Genomic DNA, 19,596 nt, shown 5'->3' on the forward strand with positions numbered 1-19,596 from the left:
GAAGATGACTCAAGTGACGCACGATGTGAGTGAGGCTTTTAACGATGAGACAAATACAGTTGTAGGCAATGACCCAATTGTTTTGTTTGGGGAATGGCTCGAGTTAGCTCATCGGAGTGAGGTGAACGATGCAAATGCGATGGCGCTTGCTACGTCTGATGCCTCTGGAATGCCCAATGTCCGTATGGTCTTATTGAAGAAATTTGATCAAGAAGGACTGGTCTTTTATTCCAATACACAGTCTCAAAAAGGAGGAGAGCTGCTTAGCAATATGCAGGCTGCCGGGGTGTTGCATTGGAAGTCTTTGCACCGACAGATTCGTTTTCGTGGACAGGTTCAGCAAGTTTCGGACGCCGAGGCTGATGCACATTTTGCGTCTAGAGATCGTGCAAGCCGGATAGGGGCGTGGGCAAGTCAACAATCCCGCCCTTTGCTCAAACGAGGGGACCTGGCCAAAGCGGTTGCGGTCCAGGCGGCTCGCTTTGGCATTGGTGAAGTTCCAAGGCCCTCGTATTGGACTGGGTTTCGTATCGTTCCTCTGTCGATGGAGTTTTGGATCGATAAACCTTTTCGGCTTCATGATCGGTTGGTGTTCAAACGCAGTTCCATAGAGATGCCTTGGGCCTCTAGCCGCATGTATCCATGATTACCGCTGAGGGTGTGGCCCCTTAATCGCGTTTGTTTTACCCGGGGTCAGTTTGGCATGTAGATCTACTTCTTCTGCAAAGACTCACCATCGCTGGCTGACAGTCGGGCAAAAGACAGGCTGGAGATGGCCGTAATAGCACCCAGAATCAGAAAGGCCCAGATCGTATCCTGGGTCTCCACGCTGCTGGCTCCGCGCAATGCCATGCTGATATTCAGCGTTACCGCCGCACATGCCACCCCCAGACTGATAGCCAGTTGCTGCGCCATGGCGGCAAAACTGCTGGCCTGGCTCATGGCTTCAGAATCCAGGTCGGCGTAGGTGAGGGTGTTGACTGCGGTGAATTGCAGGGAGCGGAAAAAACCGCCTGCGGTCAGGACGGCAATCATGAGCCACATGGGCGTGGTGGCCTGGAACATGGCGCACAGGGCGATGAACAGGCCCGTCAGCCAGGCGTTGACGATCAGGACTTTGCGAAAACCGTAACGCCGGATGATGGGTGGGGCCACCAGTTTCATGCCCAAGGCACCAATGGCACCGGTGAAGGTGATCAGGCCTGCTGATAATGCGCTCATGCCAAAGTTGGTTTGCAGCATGATGGCCAACAGAAATGGCGCAGCGCCTAGCGAGAAACGACATAGATTGCCGCCCAGCACGGAAATGGCAAAGGTTTTGGTGCGCAGCAGTGACAAATCAATGATTGGGTAGGTAACTTGTCGGGAGTGCCAGACGTACCATGCGCCAGCGACCAGACCGGCCAGTGTCAGCCAGCCCAAGGTATCCCAGCCCAGCGTGCCATGGCCTACGTTCTCGAAGCTGGTCACCAGAGTGGCCAGACAGATGGCGCTCAAGATAAAGCCCAGCCAGTCCAGGGGCGGGCGCTCTGTGGGGTAGTCCTCGCGGATATAGCGCAGCACCAGGGCAATGCCCAGTATGCCAACGGGGATATTGATCAGGAAAATCCAGTGCCAGCTGGCGTACGTGACTAAAAAACCACCCACGGGCGGGCCGATGATGGGGCCGAGCAAGGCAGGCAAGGTCAGCACCGCCATGGCGCTTAAAAGCTCATCTTTAGGGACGCGCCGCAGTAAGATAATGCGTCCCACCGGCACCATCATGGCTCCGGCCATGCCTTGTATCACGCGGGAAATGATCAGTTGTGACAGGGTCTGGGACAGGGCACATGCAACAGAACTGGCGGTAAAGAGTAGAATGGCGGCCAGGAACACCTTGCGAGCACCAAAGCGGTCTGCAGCCCATCCACTGATTGGAACGAATACGGCCACGGCCAGCAGGTAGCTGGTAATGATGGTATTCATGCGGATGACGCTGGTATCCAGCGACACGGCCATCGTGGGCAGGGCAGTGGCTACAACCGTAGAGTCCAGCATTTGCATGAATAATGCACATCCCACAATGTAGGGAATAATGCGTATGGCTCGACGCTCTTGAGGGGACATGGTCGCCGGTTTGGCGGCTTCGGTCTGTTCAGATGCCATGCGGCGAACTCTCTGGTGTGCGGTGCAGTAAACTCAAACTTTTCTGTTATCCAATTTATTTAGGCGTACAGGTATTATGGCAAAGAATTTCGAATCCGAAATTACCCAGTTTCTTAAACAGTATAAAGAGCAGAACGCGGATACCGAAGCACGGCAGCGTGAAGGCCGTTATCGTCTGTGGGACAAGCAGATTGACCAGGAACTGCAAGACGGTTACAAGGCTGCTCGCACGCCTCAGAAACCTTACGTGTACTACGAAAACAACTAAATCTGTACACCTGCGCCTGTGACTGAGATCGCACAGCAGACTGTTGTGGATACGCCAGCTCCTCAGCCCGAGGATGTGCTGGCGCGTCTTTATGGTGAGCCGCTGTTTGCGATCCCTCAGGATCTGTATATTCCGCCTGATGCGCTGGAAGTATTTCTGGACGCCTTTGAAGGGCCGCTGGATCTGTTGCTGTATCTGATCCGCAAGCAGAACTTCAATGTGCTGGATATTCCGATGGCCCAGGTCACCGGGCAGTATCTGGCCTATGTGGAGCAGATCCGCGCCACCAATCTGGAGCTGGCGGGGGAGTATCTCTTGATGGCCGCGCTGCTGATCGAGATTAAATCCCGCATGTTGCTGCCAGTGCGGCGCGCTGACACGGGAGAAGAGGTGGATGATCCGCGTGCCGAGCTGGTACGCCGGCTGCTGGAATACGAGCGCATGAAGGAAGGCGCGCGTCGTCTGGACGAGCTACCCTTGATGGGGCGCGATTATCTGCTGGCCAATGCCCAGGCCGAACTGGTTATTGAGGCCATTCCGCCGGAAGTGAATGCGGATGATTTGCGCGAGGCCTGGCTGGGCATCTTGAAGCGTGCCAAGCTCAATGCCAGTCACAAGATTACGCGTGAGCAGTTGTCGGTGCGTGATCACATGAGCCAGATTCTGCGACGTTTGCAGCATGTGCGCTTCATGGAATTTACAGAGCTGTTTAATGAACGCCTGGATCAGGGTGATCCGGCGGCGGTGCTTGTCGTGCATTTTCTGGCGATGCTGGAATTGGCACGAGAGTCACTGCTTGAAATCACGCAGGCCGAGCCCTACGCTCCTATTTATTTGCGCCTGACTTATATTCGAGCGCAGGCCGATGGGCCTGATCTTATTCCGTAGCGGAGAATTTTTTGAAAGTCGTCCATAACATCCAAGAACTGCGCGATCAGCTCCAGGGCCAGACACGCGTGGCATTTGTTCCAACCATGGGGAATCTGCATCGAGCTCACCTGGACCTGATGAAGTTGGCTCGTCAGCATGGCGATCCGGTGGTGGCCAGTATTTTTGTGAACCGCCTGCAGTTTGGCCCTAACGAGGATTTTGATCGTTACCCGCGCACTTTGCAGGAAGATGCGGCCAAGATGGAGCAGGAGCGCGATGTGTATGTCTTGTTTGCTCCTTCGGAGCGCGAGATGTACCCCGAGCCACAGAGTTTTCGCGTCAGCCCGCCTGATCATTTGGGCCGTATCCTGGAAGGTCATTTCCGTCCTGACTTCTTTGAAGGCGTGTGTACGGTTGTGTTGAAGCTGTTTTCCTGTGTGCAGCCGCGTGTGGCTGTGTTTGGGAAGAAGGATTATCAGCAGTTGATGGTGGTGCGTCAGATGGTACGCCAGTTCCAGCTGCCGGTAGAGATTCTGGCTCACGAGACGGTGCGGGAAGAGGATGGTTTGGCCATGTCTTCGCGTAATCGCTATTTGAGTCCCGAGGAACGCGCTCAGGCTCCGCAGATTTATTACGCACTGCAGGAAATGAATGAGCGTTTGCAGCAAGGTCAAAGCCGCGAGGAGATTGAGGCTTATGCGACCAAGAAGATGACGGATCTGGGCTGGAAGGTGGACTATATGGCCTTGCGTCGTCAGTCGGATTTGCTGGAACCGACGCCAGAGCAAATTGCAGCTGGCGAACCGTTGGTGGCATTGGCCGCTGCCAAATTGGGCGCGACGCGTTTGATCGACAACCTGGAAATGGTTAAAGCCTGATTTCTTGTGTTGTTTGGTGAGAAAAGCACAGTTTTTACTGTGCTTTTTTTATATCTGCGTGGTTTATTTTTGCAGTCTTTGTCTTTGTCTTTGTCTTTGCCTTTGTCTTTGTCTTTGTCTGGTGCTTTGGTTGGGGTGGTGGCAGTTCAGGCCCCCTCATGCCAGGGAGGGACTCAGTAAGACGCCACTCTGGCGCGCAGCTCTGGGGGGCGGCTGACTACTTGCCGGTGCTGCGCACCGGTGCCCTTGTCGAGAGATAGCTACGGGCGCACCCTGAACTCACCCGGTACTTGGTCCCCCGGACCAAGTACAAGCGTCGGGTTCAAACAGCAGGGTGCTTGCATCCCTGCGCTATCTCCCGCCGGCGGCAAGCAGTCTGAATCGCCGCCCCCCAGAGCTGCGCGTCAGAGTGGCTCATGGCCGTGAATGCTCATCTCTGCTGGCAGTTTATGGGGCCGGGTTTGTTGTGTTGCGTTGTGTTGTGCTGTGGTGAGGTGGGGTGTTTGACCGATCCGGGGGGGGTGACCCAGGTGATTGTTGTGTTTCTTGGGGGGATGAGGCTGTAGCTTTGTCTGCGTTTATCCCCAATTTGAGGCGTAAAAAGATGGTTTTCCGACGCATTGAAAACCGTGTATCTATATTAGTCCTGTGACAAAAACATCCCGTACAAGTTAACAGTCGCGTAGTCCCTGCCTAAAATGACAAACTCTGTCTATGGTTGATTTTTCACATCGCAGGCGGCCTGTTCGCCTGGTACAGATATACGAGACTGACATGGTATTGAATAGTCATTTGCCCGCCTCTGTGCTGTTTGAAAGTCTGACTCCGCGCGAGCGCGACGTGCTGTCTTATATCGCCATCGGCAAGGCGAACAAGGTGATTGCGGCTGAATTGGCGATTTCCCAGCGTACGGTGGAGGCGCATCGGGCACGCGTTTTTCAGAAGTTACGCGTGCGCAATGCGGTTGAATTGACCCGCTTTGTATTTAGCGAGCCGGGCTTGCGCGATGTGCTGCCGCCCAGCCTGGTGGGCAGCCTGTCTATGCCTTAGATTAGCGGCAGGCGGGAGTGGCCTGGCCGTCCAGCTCGCTGATCGGGTCGATGTCGGCTTGGCGAGTCAGGTGGCTCTCCAGCGTAGGGCGTTGCTGGTTAAAGGTGTGAATGCGCAGTACGTTGTTGTTCACAAAGCTCAGATCGGCCAAGGTCGAGTCGTTGTTGGCCAGCAAAGCGATGCGGGTAGGCTGTGTGCCGATAGGTACCCAGCAGCCGCTCATGCGGTGTTCTTCGCCAGCACCCAGCGGGGTGGCACGCAAGCGCCATTGGCCAGCAGGAGCCAGGGTTACGCTGATTTTGTAGGGCTCACATGCGCCGCCTTGTGGTGGGCAGGACAGGGTGCCCAGAAAGGTTTTGGGCTCGGCCAGCTCTGGAACGCTACGGTCGACCATGGCGGCAGGCTGCTGGGCGCGGGCCGGTGTGATGGCGTGCAGGCCTTCCTGGTTACCGAAGCCTAAATTGATTTGCGAGGGGGCACGGGCGGTGCCGCTACCTTGCGCTTGGCGCAGGGCGTCTTTCTGGGTGGAGTCGCGACCCTCGTTGGGGGTAGGCTGAACGGGTGCCTGGGCACATGCTGCCAGCAAAACGACCGAAAGCAAGGTAAGGGAACGCAGGGGGGAAATCTTGGTGAAAGACATGGCGGGCTTCCGTGGACTGGTTGATAGCTGAATTCTACGCTAGACCTGGGGCGGCGGGACAGTATCAGGTCTATTCAGGGTAGGAGGATTGGCGCGGGTACGTTACAGTTTTGTTTTTTATCCGTGGATTGCGCATGCTGACAATTGGGCTGACTGGTGGAATTGGATCGGGCAAAAGCCAGGTGGCCAATTTTTTTGCCTCTTGGGGGGCGGCTGTCGTGGATACGGATGTCATCGCGCATGAGTTGACCGCGCCCGGTGGTCTGGCCATTGAGCCGATTCGCGCTGCCTTTGGGGCACAGGCCTTGGCCGCGGATGGTTCCATGGATCGGGATTGGATGCGGGCCTGTGTATTTGCCGATCCTGATGCCCGTCATCGACTTGAGGCGATCATTCATCCCCTGATTTGGAACGTAACAAAAGCACAGACCTTGAAAGCGCAAGGATGTTATCTTGTTGTGGTTGTACCCTTGCTGGTGGAATCAGGACGATGGCGAGACCGTGTGGACCGGATTTGCGTTGTGGATTGTGATGAAGCGACCCAGATCGAGCGTGTTCAAAAGCGCAACGGGCTGGCAGTGGCCACAATTGAACGTATCATGGCAGCACAGGCGCAACGTCAGCAGCGCCTGGATGTGGCCGACGACGTGGTTCTGAATGATGGGCAGACGACTTTGCCCCTGTTGGAAGAGCGGGCGCGAGCAGTACACCAACGCTGGTGTGCCTTGACTGCCTGACAACACGACGTGTCTGACCCTCCAGTCGACAAAAAAAGGTTTTTAAACGCGTGACTCTATACGAATACCCCTGCAATGAGCGTGTCCGGGCTTTACTGAGAGTCGAATACTTGTTCGATAGGCTGTTTCATTTTTCGGCCAACCAGGATGCGTACTCGCATCAGATCGCTGTAGCGACTTTGTTTGATTTACTGGACATCTCGGATCGAACCGATTTGCGTTCTGCTGTTCTTCAAGACCTTGAGCGTCAGCGCGTGGCGCTGGCTGCGCTGCGTGAACACCCCGGTGTTCAGCTGCAGGCGCTGGACAAGATGATTGAACAAATTGTGCGCGCTTCTGCTGACCTCTCGGCCCAGGGGCGGGTGGGGCAGGGCCTGCGTGAAAATGAATGGTTGGCCAGTTTGCGGGGCCGAGTTGCTGTGCCCGGTGGCACGTCCCAGGTGGACATGCCTTCTTATTATTCCTGGCAACAGCGCCCCGATGCCGATCGTGTCCAGGATTTGCGCCGTTGGTCCGAGTCTTTCCTGCCACTGTATCAAGGTCTGGCCTTGATTTTGCGCTTGCTGCGCCAGTCGGGTGACTCGGCAGACCAACTGGCCCGTGACGGTTCCTATCAAGAAATGCTGGCAGGCAAGACCTTCCAGTTGCTGCGGGTGTGGGTGGACGCCGGTGCGTGCATCTATCCGGAAATGAGCGCTAACCGCTACGTCATCTGGATACGCTTTGTGCAGCAAGATAATCAATTGAAACCGCAGGCCGTGACGGGGGATATCCCCTTCAGGCTGGCCCGTTGCAACTTCGGCTGAAAACGCTGTTCATATAAGGTTCAGACTGCCGCTTTTATACTTGCTGTGCCAGCGTGGTCTAGCAGGGATGCGGTTTTGTCAGCGCTTGTATCTCTTTATCGTTTGAAACTAATTGCTATCGTGTTTTGGCTGCATAATGCGTGTCGCCGTCACGATCGGTAGTGCTTAAACGCTTATTTAGACCGTGCATAGAGACAATCAAGTTTTAGCCGGGGAGTATTCATGTCGGAGTTGAACACAGGCAGAGGTCGGCGGTCCCGATCCTTCTATGTCTGGGTGGTGGTGGGGCTGCTGGTGACAGCAGGCCTCGTTTATTACGCCCTGTCTTCCCCTTCCCGTACGTCCACTCCCATGCGCGGGCCTCGCGGCATGATGGGGGCGACTAAAGTCCCGGTGCAGGTGGCCACGGTCAAGGAAGGCCTGATCGACCAAACGGTCAATGCGATTGCCACGGTCAAACCTTTGCAAACAGTCGCCGTGCGCGGTGAAGTTGATGGTGTGCTCGAACGCATCCACTTCAAGGACGGTCAACGTGTGAAGGCCGGCGATTTGCTGGCCGAGATTGATCCGCGTACCTATCAGGTGCAACTGGATCAGGCGCGTGGCCAATTGGCGCAGAATCAGGCTCAGCTCAAAGGGGCGCAGCAGGAACTGGCCCGCCACCGCGTCCTGTTTCAACAGAATTCTATTGCTCGCCAGGCCTTGGAAACCAAGGAAACGGCCGTTCAGCAACTGCAGGCACAGATCAAATCCAATCAAGCAGAGGTGGCCCGTGCGCAGGTCCAGCTGGATCGCACTCGTATTACGGCGCCTTTGGATGGTCGCCTGGGTTTGCGCAAGCTGGATCAGGGCAATCTGGTGTCTGCCGGTAGTACCGATGGGATTGTCGTCATTACCCAGACGGATCCCATAGGCGTGGAGTTCTCCTTGCCGCAGAATCAATTGAGCAGCCTGCTGGAGGCCATGAAACAAAGCGAATCGCCTTTGCGGGTGTCCCTGATCGACAGCAAGGGTCAGCTCTTGTCGGACAAGGGCCGTTTGCAGGCACTGGATAACCAGATCGACATCAATACTGGCACGCTGAAAGTGAAGGCCGAATTTGATAATGCCGATGAAACCTTGTTTGCTAATCAGTTTGTCAATTCCCGTGTCTTTTTGGGCCAGGAACAAGGCTTGCTGATCCCATCGCACGCTGTGCAACGGGGTTCGGTGGGCACGTATGTGTACACCCTGGATGCCGAGGACAAGGTCCATATCCAGGTGGTGGAATTGGGTACGGCCACGCTGGAATTGACCTTGATTAAAACCGGCCTGAAAGAGGGCGATCGTGTGGTGGTTGAAGGGACTGACCGTTTGCGTGAAGGCTCGGAGGTCGAGGTGATGCAGCAAGATGGTCAGGCCAAGGAAAAGCCTGCGCCCGATGATGCCGCCGACAAGCCAGAGCAAGGCAAACGTCCGGGTGAGGGTCGCCGTCCACGTCCTGCAAGCGAGTAAGCCGTGAGCATGTCGCGTATCTTTATCCTGCGCCCGGTGGCTACCACCTTGGCGATGGTGGCCTTGCTGGTGTCCGGCTTGCTGGCCTATCGCATGTTGCCCGTAGCCGCTTTGCCGCAGGTGGATTACCCCACTATTCAGGTGGTCACGCTCTATCCGGGCGCTAGCCCGGATGTAGTGGCGGCCTTGATCACTTCACCGCTGGAGCGGCGCTTCGGCAGCATGTCGGGCCTGTCGCAGATGATTTCGTCCAGCTCGGGCGGGGCATCGCGCATTACCTTGCAGTTTGATTTGGGCTTGCCCCTGGATGTGGCCGAGCAAGAGGTGCAGGCGGCGATTAATGCCGCCTCCAATATGCTGCCCAATGATTTGCCTGCACCGCCTATCTATAACAAGGTCAATCCGGCTGATACCCCGGTTATTTCTTTGGCGGTGACTTCCCCCAATATGCCCCTGCACGAGGTGCGCGACCTGATTGATGTGCGGGTTGCACAAAAACTCTCGCAGGTGACGGGTGTCGGACTGGTCAGCATTGCGGGTGGTCAGGAACCAGCCATGCGCATTCAGGCTGATCCCAACGCCTTGGCCGTCCGCAATCTGACCTTAAGTCACCTGCGGCAGGCGGTGGTCGCGGCCAACGTGAACCAGCCCAAAGGCAATCTGGATGGGCCTCAGCGTTCCACCAGCATCGGCGCCAATGAACAATTGAAAACGGTACAGGATTATGAAAATCTGATCGTCAGCTACAAGGACGGTGCTGCCGTGCGTCTGGGCGAACTGGCCAAGGTGGTGCGGGATGCACAGGATGTGCGTCAGGCCGCCTGGATGGGGACTGTGCCTGCGATCTTGCTGAATATTCAGCGTCAGCCTGGCGCCAACGTCATTGATGTAGTGGACCAGATTCAAAGCCTGCTGCCCGAGATACGCCGTTCCTTGCCGGTCGGTGTGGATGTGGAAGTCGCCACGGACCGCACCCAGACCATTCGGGACTCGGTTGACCATGTGCAAAAGGAAATGATGCTGGCCATTGTGCTGGTGGTGCTGGTGACTTTTGTGTTCCTGCGCACCTGGACGGCTACGCTGATTCCCAGCGTTGTCGTGCCTATCTCCCTGATCGCCACCTTTGCCATCATGCTGATGTGGGGATTCAGTATTAATAACCTGACCCTGATGGCCTTGACGGTTGCCACCGGCTTCGTGGTTGATGATGCGATCGTGATGATCGAGAACATCGCCCGCTATATCGAAAAGGGCGAAACCGCCTTGCAGGCCGCTTTGAAGGGCGCGGCGCAAATTGGCTTTACCCTGCTGTCCCTGACCATCTCCCTGATCGCAGTGCTGATTCCGTTGCTGTTCATGAGTGATGTCATCGGCCGTTTGTTCCGTGAGTTTGCCATTACCCTGGCCGTCGCCATCCTGCTGTCCCTGTTCATTTCGCTGACGCTCACGCCCATGATGTGTGCGCGTATGCTCAAGCCCGAGGACGAGCGCCAGTATGGCCGTTTCACGACCTGGTTGGGCGATCAGATGGACCGCATCATTGCGGCTTACGACCGTGGCCTGATTGTGGTGCTGCGCCACCAGACGCTGACCTTGTGGGTAGCTCTGGGCACAGTGGTGTTGACGGGCCTGCTGTACGTGATCGTCCCCAAAGGCTTTTTCCCGCAACAGGATACCGGCCTGATTCAGGCGATTACCCAAGGACCGCAAACCGCGTCGTTCCGCGCAATGGGGAATTTGCAGCAGCAAGCCGTTGCGATTGTGCTGGAAGATCCGGATGTGGAAGCCGTCACGTCCTTTATCGGGGTAGATGGCACGAACGCCACCTTGAACAATGGCCGTCTGCAAATTGCTTTGAAGCCCATTGGTTCAGGCCGGGCCAGCGCCAATGAAATCATGGCCAGGCTCGATGAGCGTCTGAAAGATATTCCCGGTTTGTCGGTCTACCAACAGTCCATTCAGGAGCTGACGGTAGACGATCAGATCAGCCGTAATGTGTACCAGATGGCCTTGTCGGACCCGGAAACAGAGGTGCTGACGACCTGGATGCCGCGTTGGCTGGATGCCGTCAACGCCTTGCCGCAGATTAAAGATGCATCCATGAGCCTGCAAAACGATGGCCTGCAAGTGCTGCTGGATATAGACCGGGATGCGGCAGCCCGTGTGGGCGTGACCAAGGCAAATATTGATGATGCACTGTACGACGCGTTCGGACAGCGTTTGATTTCCACGATCTACACGCAGTCTGCCCAGTACCGTGTCGTGCTGGAGGTCAAGGATCAATATCGCCAAGGCCCGCAGGATCTGGAAAATATTCATGTAATGACAGCGGCAGGTACACCTGTGCCGATTACTTCCCTGGCGCGCATTCAGTTGGTTCCCACAACGTTATCGGTAGAGCGCTTGGGACAGTTCCCGTCCGTGAATGTGTCCTTTGACCTGGCTGATGGCTATTCCTTGTCCGACGCCATTGAAGCCATTGAAACCGTGCCCGACCAGATCGGTATGCCATCCTCGGTGGATACCCGCTACCTGGGTGCCGCCAAGGCCTTCCATGCCTCTTTGTCCAGCACGCTGTGGCTGATGTTGGCCGCCGTGCTGACCATGTACATCGTGCTGGGGGTTTTGTACGAAAGCTATATCCACCCCATCACTATTTTGTCGACGCTGCCTTCGGCTGCCATCGGCGCGCTGCTTGCCTTGCTGTTAGCCGGGCGGGATCTGGACATGGTGGGGGTGATCGGGATCATTCTGCTGATTGGTATCGTGAAAAAGAACGCCATCATGATGATCGACTTCGCCCTGGAGGCGCAGCGCGAGCAGGGCATGAAACCGCAAGAGGCCATTCATCAAGCCGCCTTGCTGCGTTTCCGCCCCATTTTGATGACGACTCTGGCGGCCTTGTTCAGTGCCATCCCTTTGATGCTGGCCACCGGCTCTGGCGCAGAGCTGCGTCAACCCTTGGGACTGGTCATGGTGGGCGGTCTCTTGGCTAGCCAAGTGCTGACCCTGTTCACGACTCCCGTGATCTATCTGTTTTTTGACCGCTTTACCCGTAATGGCGCCAAGTCGGTACGCGAGTCGACATGAAACGCTTGTTAGGGCTATTTATCTTCCGGCCAGTGGGCTCCAGCCTGCTGGCACTGGCGATGGTCTTGGTGGGCGCATTGGCCTTGCGGCTCTTGCCCGTGGCGTCTTTGCCGGAAATGGATTTTCCGGTGATTGCGATTTCGGCCAATTTGCCCGGTGCCAGCCCTGAAACCATGGCTTCCAGTGTGGCCACGCCACTGGAGCAGGCTTTAGGTTCTATTGCTGGGGTGTCGGAAATGAGCTCTCGCAGCAGCGAGGGTTCCACCCAGATCATGCTGGTATTTGAGTTGGACCGGGATATTGAAGGGGCTGCACGCGATGTGCAGGCCGCTATCAACCAGGCCCGGCCCATGTTGCCTTCGGGCATGTCCAGCGTGCCCACCTACGAGAAGGTCAACCCGTCGTCCATGCCTATCATGGTGTTGGCCTTGACCTCGCAGACGGCCAACAAGGCCCAGCTGTTTGATATGGCCAGCGGCATTGTGCAGCAGAAGCTCGCTCAGATTCCGGGCGTAGGTTCGGTAGACGTGGGCGGTGGCTCCTTGCCAGCGGTACGGGTGGGATTGAATCCCAAGGCATTGGCCTCGGCTGGCATTGCGCTGGACGATGTGCGTTCGGTGATCAATAACGCCAACAGTCTGCGTCCTAATGGCTACCTGGAAAGCGAGCAGGGCCAGTGGCAGATCAACTCGGGCAAGCAGTACAACCAGGCACGTTTTTTTGACCCCTTGATTCTGAAGAATCAGGATGGGCAGGTTATCCGCTTGGGGGATGTGGCCAAGGTCGAGGACTCTGTCGAAAACATTCACAGCATGGGTTATTGGAATAACCAGGAAGCGGTGCTGTTGATTGTGCGTCGTCAGGCGGGTGCCAATATTATCGAGACGGTCAATACCATTCGTGAACGCCTGGCTGATATCGAGGAAATGCTGCCCACCCAGGCGCAATTGACAGTGGCTCAGGATCGTACGCCCAGTATTCGCGCCACGCTGGAAGAGGCCCAACTGACACTGATTATTGCGGTGGCCCTGGTGGTGCTGGTGGTCTTGCTGTTCCTGCGAAACTGGCGCGCTGCTTTAATTCCGGCCATTGCCGTTCCGGCGTCCTTGATCAGTACCTTTGCCTTCATGCATTTGTTCGGCTTTACGTTGAACACCATTTCCCTGATGGCCCTGATTGTCGCTACCGGATTTGTGGTGGATGACGCCATCGTGGTGCTGGAAAGCATTATGCGTTACCTGGAAAAAGGCTTGTCCCCCATGCGGGCGGCCTTGCGCGGGACGCGGGAGGTGGGCTTTACCGTCACGGCCATGAGCTTGTCGCTGGTGGCCGTGTTCATTCCATTGTGGCTGATCGGGGGGCTGGCGGGGCGCTTGTTCATGGAGTTTGCCGTCACCTTGTGTACCGCCGTGCTGGTGTCCCTGGTGATCTCCTTGATGCTGACTCCCATGATGTCATCGCGCCTGCTGCGTCCTGGGCCGCAAGAGCATGAGTCCACCAACCCTGTCAGTCGTTTTTTGGGTTGGATAGGCAGTGTCAGCTGGCGTGGCTACCGTCGTTCATTGGGGTGGGCGCTCAAGCACCATCGACTGATGCTGTTCTCCTTGTTTGTCACAATTGGCCTGAATGTGTACCTCTACGCCGTAGTGCCCAAGGGGCTGTTCCCGCAGCAGGATACTGGCCAGTTGATGGGTTTTTTCCGGGTCGATCGGGGGACTTCCTTTCAGTCCATGGTGCCCAAGCTGGAATACTTCCGTTCCATCCTGAATCAGGACCCGGACATTCGTTCGGTGGCCGTGTTTGCCGGTGGTCGCAGTGGCAGCACTTCGTCCTTTATTCTGGTTGAACTCAAGCCTATGGATGAGCGCAAGGCCAGCACGACGGATGTTGTGAATCGTCTGCGCGAGCCTTTATCCACCACGCCGGGGGCGCGCATGTTCATGGTGCCGCAGCAGGATATTCCGGTCGGTAGCGGGGGCGGCGGGCGCAGTGGCTCTTACGACTATTCCTTGCTGGGCAGTGACCTGGAGCTGTTGAAAACCTGGTTGCCCAAGGTTCAGCAAGCCATGGCCGAATTGCCAGAGCTGGTGGACGTGGACACTGGCACGGACGATAAGGCCGGTCTGGTCCAACTGGAAATTGACCGCGATATGGCCACGCGCCTGGGCATTGATATGTCCATGGTGGCAGGGACTTTGAACAACTCCTTTTCCCAGCGTCAGGTTTCCACGATTTTTGGCCGCTTGAACCAGTATTACGTAGTCATGGAAGTGGAGCCGCGTTTTGCGCAGGATCTGGAGTCCCTGAAGGAAATCGAGGTTGTTGCCAAAGACGGCACTCGCGTTCCTTTGTCTGCCTTTACGCGCTTTACGACCGGCACCGCGCCGCGCAGCATTAACCATATGGGCTTGCTGGTGGCCGAGTCCGTGTCCTTCGGTTTGGCCGAAGGCGTCACCCTCAGTCAGGCAACGGCGGCCATTGAACAGGCCATGGCTCGCATTCAGCTTCCTACACGCGAGATCCAGGCCGGGTTTGAAGGTAATACGGCGCAGATGCTCGATGCCCTGGCCAAGCAACCCATGATGTTTCTGGCTGCCTTGGTGGCTTTGTATATCGTGCTGGGGATGCTGTACGAGAGCTATATGCACCCGCTCACCATTCTGTCCACTTTGCCTTCGGCTGGGATTGGGGCATTGCTGGCCCTGATGATGACCAGTGGCGAGTTCAACCTGATTGCCATGATCGGGGTGTTCTTGCTGATTGGTATCGTCAAGAAGAACGCCATCATGATGGTGGATTACGCCTTGCAAATGGAGCGTGAGCGCGGCATGGGTTCGCGTGAAGCTATTTACGAAGCCTGCCTGGTGCGATTCCGCCCCATCATGATGACGACCTTGTCCGCCATTTTTGGTGCTATTCCTTTGATTCTGGCCTCCGGGCCGGGCGTGGAAATGCGCCAGCCCTTGGGCGTCACCATTGTGGGTGGTTTGGTGCTCAGTCAAATCCTGACCTTGTACACCACGCCGGTGGTTTATCTTTATCTGGATCGTTTGCGCCATCGCTTCATGCGCCGCAAGAACCAGACAACTTTGAATATATAAGCTGATATGCCTACTTCTAACGCCATGATTCTTCCGCGCTTCGCACTGGCTGGGATGGTGCTGCTCCTGTCCGCATGTGCTGTTGGCCCTGATTATCAGCGGCCCGAAGCGCCGGTGGGCGAGCACTTCCGGGAAGAGGTACGGTCCACGGCCTGGAAGCAGGCCGAACCGGCTGATTTGAAAGACCGCGGCCCCTGGTGGGAAAGCTTCAACGATGGCGTGCTCAACACCCTGATGCAAAGCCTTAATGAGCAGAACTTTACCTTGCAGCAGGCACAGGCACGCGTTCGTCAGGCGCAGGCCACTCTGTCCAACACGCGTTCGACCCAGTTCCCGCAAGTAGGCAGTTCGGTCGGCACGACAAGGCGTGGCAGTGGGTCCGGTGATACCAGCCAAAGCAGCAGCGCCTATGACGCCAGCATTACGGTGAATTGGGAAGTGGACTTGTGGGGGCGGATTCGCCGTCAGGTAGAAGCAGGTGATGCTGGCCTGCAAGCCAGTGCTGCGGATATGGCTGCCACACGCTTGAGCCTGCAGTCTCAATTGGCGCAGACCTATTTGCAGTACCGCAGTGTGGAGTCCAGCGAGCGAGTGCTGGATGAAACCGTGGCCGCGTACGAGCGTTCTTTGCAAATCAATCAGAATCGCCTGGACGCCGGGTTTTCGGCACCGGGAGATGTGGCCGCAGCCTTAAGCCAGCTAGAGGGGGCTCGCACCCAGCGCTTGGCCTTGAATCGCGAGAAGGCCTCCTACCTGCATGCGATGGCTGTGTTGGTAGGCCGCGCACCTTCCCAGTTTGAGGTGGTGCCTCATGCGCCCTGGCCTGTTGCTCCGGATATTCCGGTGGGTCTGCCATCCAGTTTGCTGGAACGTCGCCCCGATGTGGCCCGTGCCGAGCGTCGCATGGCGCAGGCCAATGCCCAGATTGGTGTGGCCAAGGCTGCCTGGTTTCCCAGTTTGAGCCTGAAGGCCAGTGGGGGGTTCAGCAGCAGTGATCTTGGCGAATGGCTGACGGCACCCGCGCGTGTCTGGTCCCTGGGTCCTGCCTTTGCCCTGACCTTGCTGGATTTTGGGGCACGCCGTGCGCAAGTCGAGCAGGCCGAGGCCAGCTATGACGAACAATTGGCTGCCTACCGTCAGACAGTGCTGGATGCGTTGAAGGAAGTGGAAGATGCCTTGTCTGAACGCAATGGCCTGGAGCTGGAGCAAGCCAGCCAGGCGCGTTCTCTGGCCGCGGCACGCGAGTCCTTGCGGCTGACACGCAATCAGTTTGATGCTGGTCTGGTGGATTTTCTGAGTCTGGCCCAAACCCAGGCCACGGCGCTGTCGGCCGAGCGGCAGGCTTTGGACCTGGAGTCTCAACGCCTGCGGGCTGCGGTCAAGCTGATGGTTGCCTTGGGCGGCGGTTGGGATGTAGCGACAGGTCTGAACCCCGAAGAGCCGAACGCGGTGGAAGCTGATCCAGCCGCTAAAGCAGAATAGGTTCGGCCTGACCTACACTAATCTGACCTGACCTGACCTGACCTGACCTGACCTGACCTGACCTGACCCGATCCAATCTGGTCTTAATCAAGTTTGGTTTAGTTTGGTTTGAGGTGGTTCGGCGTTGGCTGAACTTCTTGGCGCTTGGTTTGGTTTAGTTTGGCCGTTTCATTGTGCTCTCCGGCCTGGCTGGGCCGGAGCTTCAACGCCCGGTTTGCCCCGTATGGACCAAGCAAAGATTGGACTACCTCCCAAGCTTGGGGCTGCAGTTTGCTTGCTTAGCGTTCAACAGCGGCTCATTCCTTGCTTGATATGGCGTGGAAACCGCCTCAGTCCTGGTCCATCCAGGTATACAGCCCGTCAACCCATTCCTCGCCGTCGGCCAAGCCCAAGGTGGCGTGGATCTCTTCGGCCCGCTGGTACAAGTCATCAAAGTCAATTTGTGGCGGGTCAGCAAAAGCCAGGGCGACCAGATTGCCATCGTGCGTTTCAGGTAACCAGACTACGGCCGGGAAGCTTTCTTGAAGCGCATGCAGATTGCGCGCATGGACCAGTTCCGAGCCCAGCAAATTCACCGTTAACAGTCCTTGTGGCCCCAGAGCCTTGCGGCAGGCCTGATAGAAAGCTGCGCTTTCCAGGGCAGGGTGTTCGGCCTGGTCGGAGTACACATCAATTTGCAGCACATCCAGCTCGCCGTAGACGGCATCCAGATAGTCCAGCGCGTCTACCGTGTGCACGTTCAGGCGTTCGTCGTCGGGCGGCAGGTTAAACAGCAGGCGACTGGCCTGCACCACTTCCGGGTTGATTTCCACGGCGTCGATGCGCGCCTGGGGGAAGTGCTGGTAGCAAAAGCGTGTCAGGCTGCCTGCGCCCAGGCCAAGCTGGGCAATACGACGTGGATCGGTCTGGAACAAGGTCCAGATCATCATTTGGCGAATGTAGTGCAGCTCTAGCTGATCGGGAGCATCCAGGCGCATGGCACCTTGCACCCAGGCAGAGCCCAGGTGCAGGTAGCGTACGCCTTCATGTTCTGAAATAGTGACGTGTGGCGTCATGCCGGGTCGTTGTCCAGCATGTGGCGTATACCGGCAATACCGTGTGCACCGTGGTTGCGGGCGTCAGCCAAGGTCCTGGCCGATTGCCCGCCTATGGCAAACACTGGCAGGCCAGCTTGTTCCGCCAGGCTGGCGAAACGGGCCCAGCCCATGCCGGGATCGCCGGGATGGGAGGAGGTTTCCAGGACATGGCCCAGAACCAGAAAGTCCGCCTGGATTTTGCGGGCTATTTCAATATCACTTTCATTGTGCGTGGACATGCCGATCAGGCCTTTGCTGATCGCGGGAAATGTCGTCAGGGTGTCGTGGCATTTCGCGGAAAGGGATTGGGCGTCGCTGGCGCGCAAATGCACACCATCGGCATGGTCCCACCAGCTCTCGGGGTGCAGGCTATTGACCAGGCAGCGCGCTTGGTAGCGCTGGCACAGGTTCACAACTTGCAGGAACGCTTGGTGCAAATGGAATTCGGCATCGGGCCGGGTAGCCCAGGCTGGCTCACGAAACTGGACCAGGGCCGGGCCTTGTTGCAGGGCTTGTTCCAGTTGTTCCAGATAGGCGGGTAAGCGGGCCGGCTCGTCGATGTTGGTAATCAGATAGCGTTCGGGCAGTTGCAGCCATTTAAGTGGCGGTTCGGTAGCAGGCAGTACAGGGCCGACTTCCAAAGGACCTTCAGGGTTGACCCAGGCAAGCTCTTGGCCTTCCAGGCACTGGGGTTCGCCTTCCCATTCCCGCACCAGGCAGAAAGAGAGTTTGACGAAATTCTTGGGGTATTCGTGTGTATAGGTAACCCAGGGGTGTGCGTGGGTGGTTTCAATGCCGAGTTCTTCGCGCAGTTCCCGTACCAGCGCCTGTATGACGCTCTCGCCCGCCTCAATCTTGCCGCCTGGCAGTTCCCACCAGCCCGGCCAGGGTTTATCGGCTGGGCGTTTTCCCAGTAGCACTTGGCCGTGTTGGTTCAGTAAAACGCCAACGGCCACTTCCAACGTGGGTTTAGACATGTCTAGCGGTCCAATCTCTAGCAAATTGACGTGCTACCCGGCCGGAGCGAGAGCCACGTTCCAGAGCCCATTGCAAGGCTTCCATACGCGAGCTTTCAATGTGTTCTGCAGGGCAACCCAAAGCGCCAAGCCAGTAATACACAATGTCCAGGTAGTCGTCTTGTTTAAAGGGGTAAAACGACAACCATAGTCCAAAGCGCTCGGACAGGGATACCTTTTCTTCAACGGCTTCACCGGGGTGGATCTCGCCGTCTGCAGACGTGGAGGCACTCAGGTTCTCTTTCATGTACTCGGGCATCAGGTGACGTCGGTTGGACGTGGCGTAGATCAGTACATTGTCGCCAGGGGAGGCCAGCGAGCCGTCCAGCACGGATTTAAGCGCCTTGTAACCGGCTTCACCTTCTTCAAAGGACAGGTCGTCGCTGAAGATGATGAAGTGTTCGGGGCGGGTGCTGATCAGGTCAATGATGTAGCCCAGGTCGCCCAGATCGGACTTGTCCACTTCGATCAGACGCAGGCCCTGATCGGCAAACTTGGCCAGCATGGCCTTGACCAGCGAGCTTTTGCCCGTACCGCGAGCACCTGTCATCAAGACGTTATTGGCCGGTTTGCCTGCCAGGAAATGGCGGGTGTTGCGCTCAATAATGCCCTTTTGGCGTTCGATATGATGCAGGTCTTCGGTCTGGATGGTGGCTACGTGCTGGACACCTTCAAGCCAGCCGCGCGAACCATTGGTACGCCAGCGAAAAGCAATGGAATCCCAGTTGATAGGGGGTGGAGCAGGGGGCAGCCAGGCTTCCAGTTGAGCGAGAACCCGCTCGGCCCGGCTGATCAGGGTACTAAGGTCTTGCGAACTCAAGACAGTCTCCGTTTCAGGTTGAAATGCTTATTATCGCTAATTTGGCCCCTTTTTCTGTGATCACTGTTGTGCTTGACGCGTAACAATAGGCCCAAAGCGATTCAAAATCGTATAATCATCAAG

At 56.8% G+C, this 19,596-nt stretch carries 16 protein-coding genes; 11 read left to right on the top strand and 5 right to left on the bottom strand.

Annotated elements, in window-relative coordinates:
• Window positions 1-4 precede the first annotated feature (4 nt).
• Entirely contained in the window at window positions 5-646 is a 642-nt protein-coding gene (gene pdxH / locus MID00_RS10625) for a pyridoxamine 5'-phosphate oxidase (protein WP_009458730.1), read from the top strand.
• 65 nt (window positions 647-711) lie between these two features.
• Here pdxH and MID00_RS10630 read toward each other — a convergent pair whose 3' ends face one another.
• A complete protein-coding gene (locus tag MID00_RS10630) occupies window positions 712-2,145 on the bottom strand; it encodes a DHA2 family efflux MFS transporter permease subunit (protein WP_254498808.1) in 1,434 nt (477 codons plus the stop codon).
• 76 nt (window positions 2,146-2,221) lie between these two features.
• Between MID00_RS10630 and MID00_RS10635 the strand changes: the two genes are divergently transcribed.
• From MID00_RS10635 to MID00_RS10650, 4 genes are all read left to right on the top strand, one after another.
• Window positions 2,222-2,413 (top strand): DUF3460 family protein, encoded by a 192-nt coding sequence (locus MID00_RS10635; protein ID WP_009458738.1) that lies wholly within the window; start codon window positions 2,222-2,224, stop codon window positions 2,411-2,413.
• A gap of 45 nt (window positions 2,414-2,458) precedes the next feature.
• The gene (locus MID00_RS10640; protein ID WP_009458739.1) at window positions 2,459-3,301 is read left to right on the top strand and encodes a ScpA family protein; all 843 of its coding nucleotides are present in this window, start codon (window positions 2,459-2,461) and stop codon (window positions 3,299-3,301) included.
• A gap of 11 nt (window positions 3,302-3,312) precedes the next feature.
• Window positions 3,313-4,161 carry a pantoate--beta-alanine ligase gene (panC, locus tag MID00_RS10645; protein WP_009458740.1) on the top strand — a complete coding sequence of 283 codons (849 nt, stop codon included), beginning with the start codon at window positions 3,313-3,315 and terminating at the stop codon, window positions 4,159-4,161.
• 774 nt (window positions 4,162-4,935) lie between these two features.
• Window positions 4,936-5,211, top strand: a complete 276-nt coding sequence (locus tag MID00_RS10650) for a response regulator transcription factor (RefSeq protein ID WP_035270375.1) — start codon at window positions 4,936-4,938, stop codon at window positions 5,209-5,211.
• 1 nt (window position 5,212) lies between these two features.
• On the opposite strand, the gene MID00_RS10655 is transcribed toward MID00_RS10650, so the two are convergent.
• The gene (locus MID00_RS10655; RefSeq protein WP_009458742.1) at window positions 5,213-5,851 is read right to left on the bottom strand and encodes a hypothetical protein; all 639 of its coding nucleotides are present in this window, start codon (window positions 5,849-5,851) and stop codon (window positions 5,213-5,215) included.
• Window positions 5,852-5,985: 134 nt separating this feature from the next.
• Here MID00_RS10655 and coaE point away from each other — a divergent pair, with 134 nt between their 5' ends.
• From coaE to MID00_RS10685, 6 genes are all read left to right on the top strand, one after another.
• Window positions 5,986-6,588, top strand: a complete 603-nt coding sequence (coaE, locus tag MID00_RS10660) for a dephospho-CoA kinase (protein WP_009458744.1) — start codon at window positions 5,986-5,988, stop codon at window positions 6,586-6,588.
• A 50-nt stretch (window positions 6,589-6,638) separates the two neighbouring features.
• Window positions 6,639-7,394: a cell division protein ZapD gene (gene zapD / locus MID00_RS10665; RefSeq protein ID WP_026484449.1), complete on the top strand. Its 756-nt coding sequence runs from the start codon at window positions 6,639-6,641 to the stop codon at window positions 7,392-7,394.
• 222 nt (window positions 7,395-7,616) lie between these two features.
• A complete protein-coding gene (locus tag MID00_RS10670) occupies window positions 7,617-8,888 on the top strand; it encodes an efflux RND transporter periplasmic adaptor subunit (RefSeq protein ID WP_254498809.1) in 1,272 nt (423 codons plus the stop codon).
• 3 nt (window positions 8,889-8,891) lie between these two features.
• Window positions 8,892-11,978 (top strand): multidrug efflux RND transporter permease subunit, encoded by a 3,087-nt coding sequence (locus MID00_RS10675; RefSeq protein WP_026484447.1) that lies wholly within the window; start codon window positions 8,892-8,894, stop codon window positions 11,976-11,978.
• Entirely contained in the window at window positions 11,975-15,079 is a 3,105-nt protein-coding gene (locus MID00_RS10680) for an efflux RND transporter permease subunit (protein ID WP_254498810.1), read from the top strand. Before MID00_RS10675 ends, MID00_RS10680 begins: the two co-directional genes overlap by 4 nt.
• A gap of 6 nt (window positions 15,080-15,085) precedes the next feature.
• Window positions 15,086-16,561, top strand: coding sequence for an efflux transporter outer membrane subunit (locus MID00_RS10685; RefSeq protein ID WP_254498811.1), 1,476 nt, complete (start codon window positions 15,086-15,088; stop codon window positions 16,559-16,561).
• A 329-nt stretch (window positions 16,562-16,890) separates the two neighbouring features.
• Here MID00_RS10685 and MID00_RS10690 read toward each other — a convergent pair whose 3' ends face one another.
• Genes MID00_RS10690 through MID00_RS10700 form a run of 3 tightly spaced genes read right to left on the bottom strand, consistent with a single transcriptional unit; the run spans window position 16,891 to window position 19,473 of the window.
• A complete protein-coding gene (locus MID00_RS10690) occupies window positions 16,891-17,616 on the bottom strand; it encodes a spermidine synthase (RefSeq protein WP_254498812.1) in 726 nt (241 codons plus the stop codon).
• A complete protein-coding gene (locus MID00_RS10695; protein WP_254498813.1) occupies window positions 17,613-18,614 on the bottom strand; it encodes a Nudix family hydrolase in 1,002 nt (333 codons plus the stop codon). The genes MID00_RS10690 and MID00_RS10695 overlap by 4 nt, the downstream gene beginning before the upstream one ends.
• Window positions 18,607-19,473: an ATP-binding protein gene (locus tag MID00_RS10700; protein WP_009458756.1), complete on the bottom strand. Its 867-nt coding sequence runs from the start codon at window positions 19,471-19,473 to the stop codon at window positions 18,607-18,609. The genes MID00_RS10695 and MID00_RS10700 overlap by 8 nt, the downstream gene beginning before the upstream one ends.
• Window positions 19,474-19,596 lie beyond the last annotated feature (123 nt).

Origin of the sequence: Alcaligenes sp. NLF5-7, from assembly GCF_024266725.1 — a bacterium.
Lineage (GTDB): Bacteria > Pseudomonadota > Gammaproteobacteria > Burkholderiales > Burkholderiaceae_B > Alcaligenes > Alcaligenes phenolicus.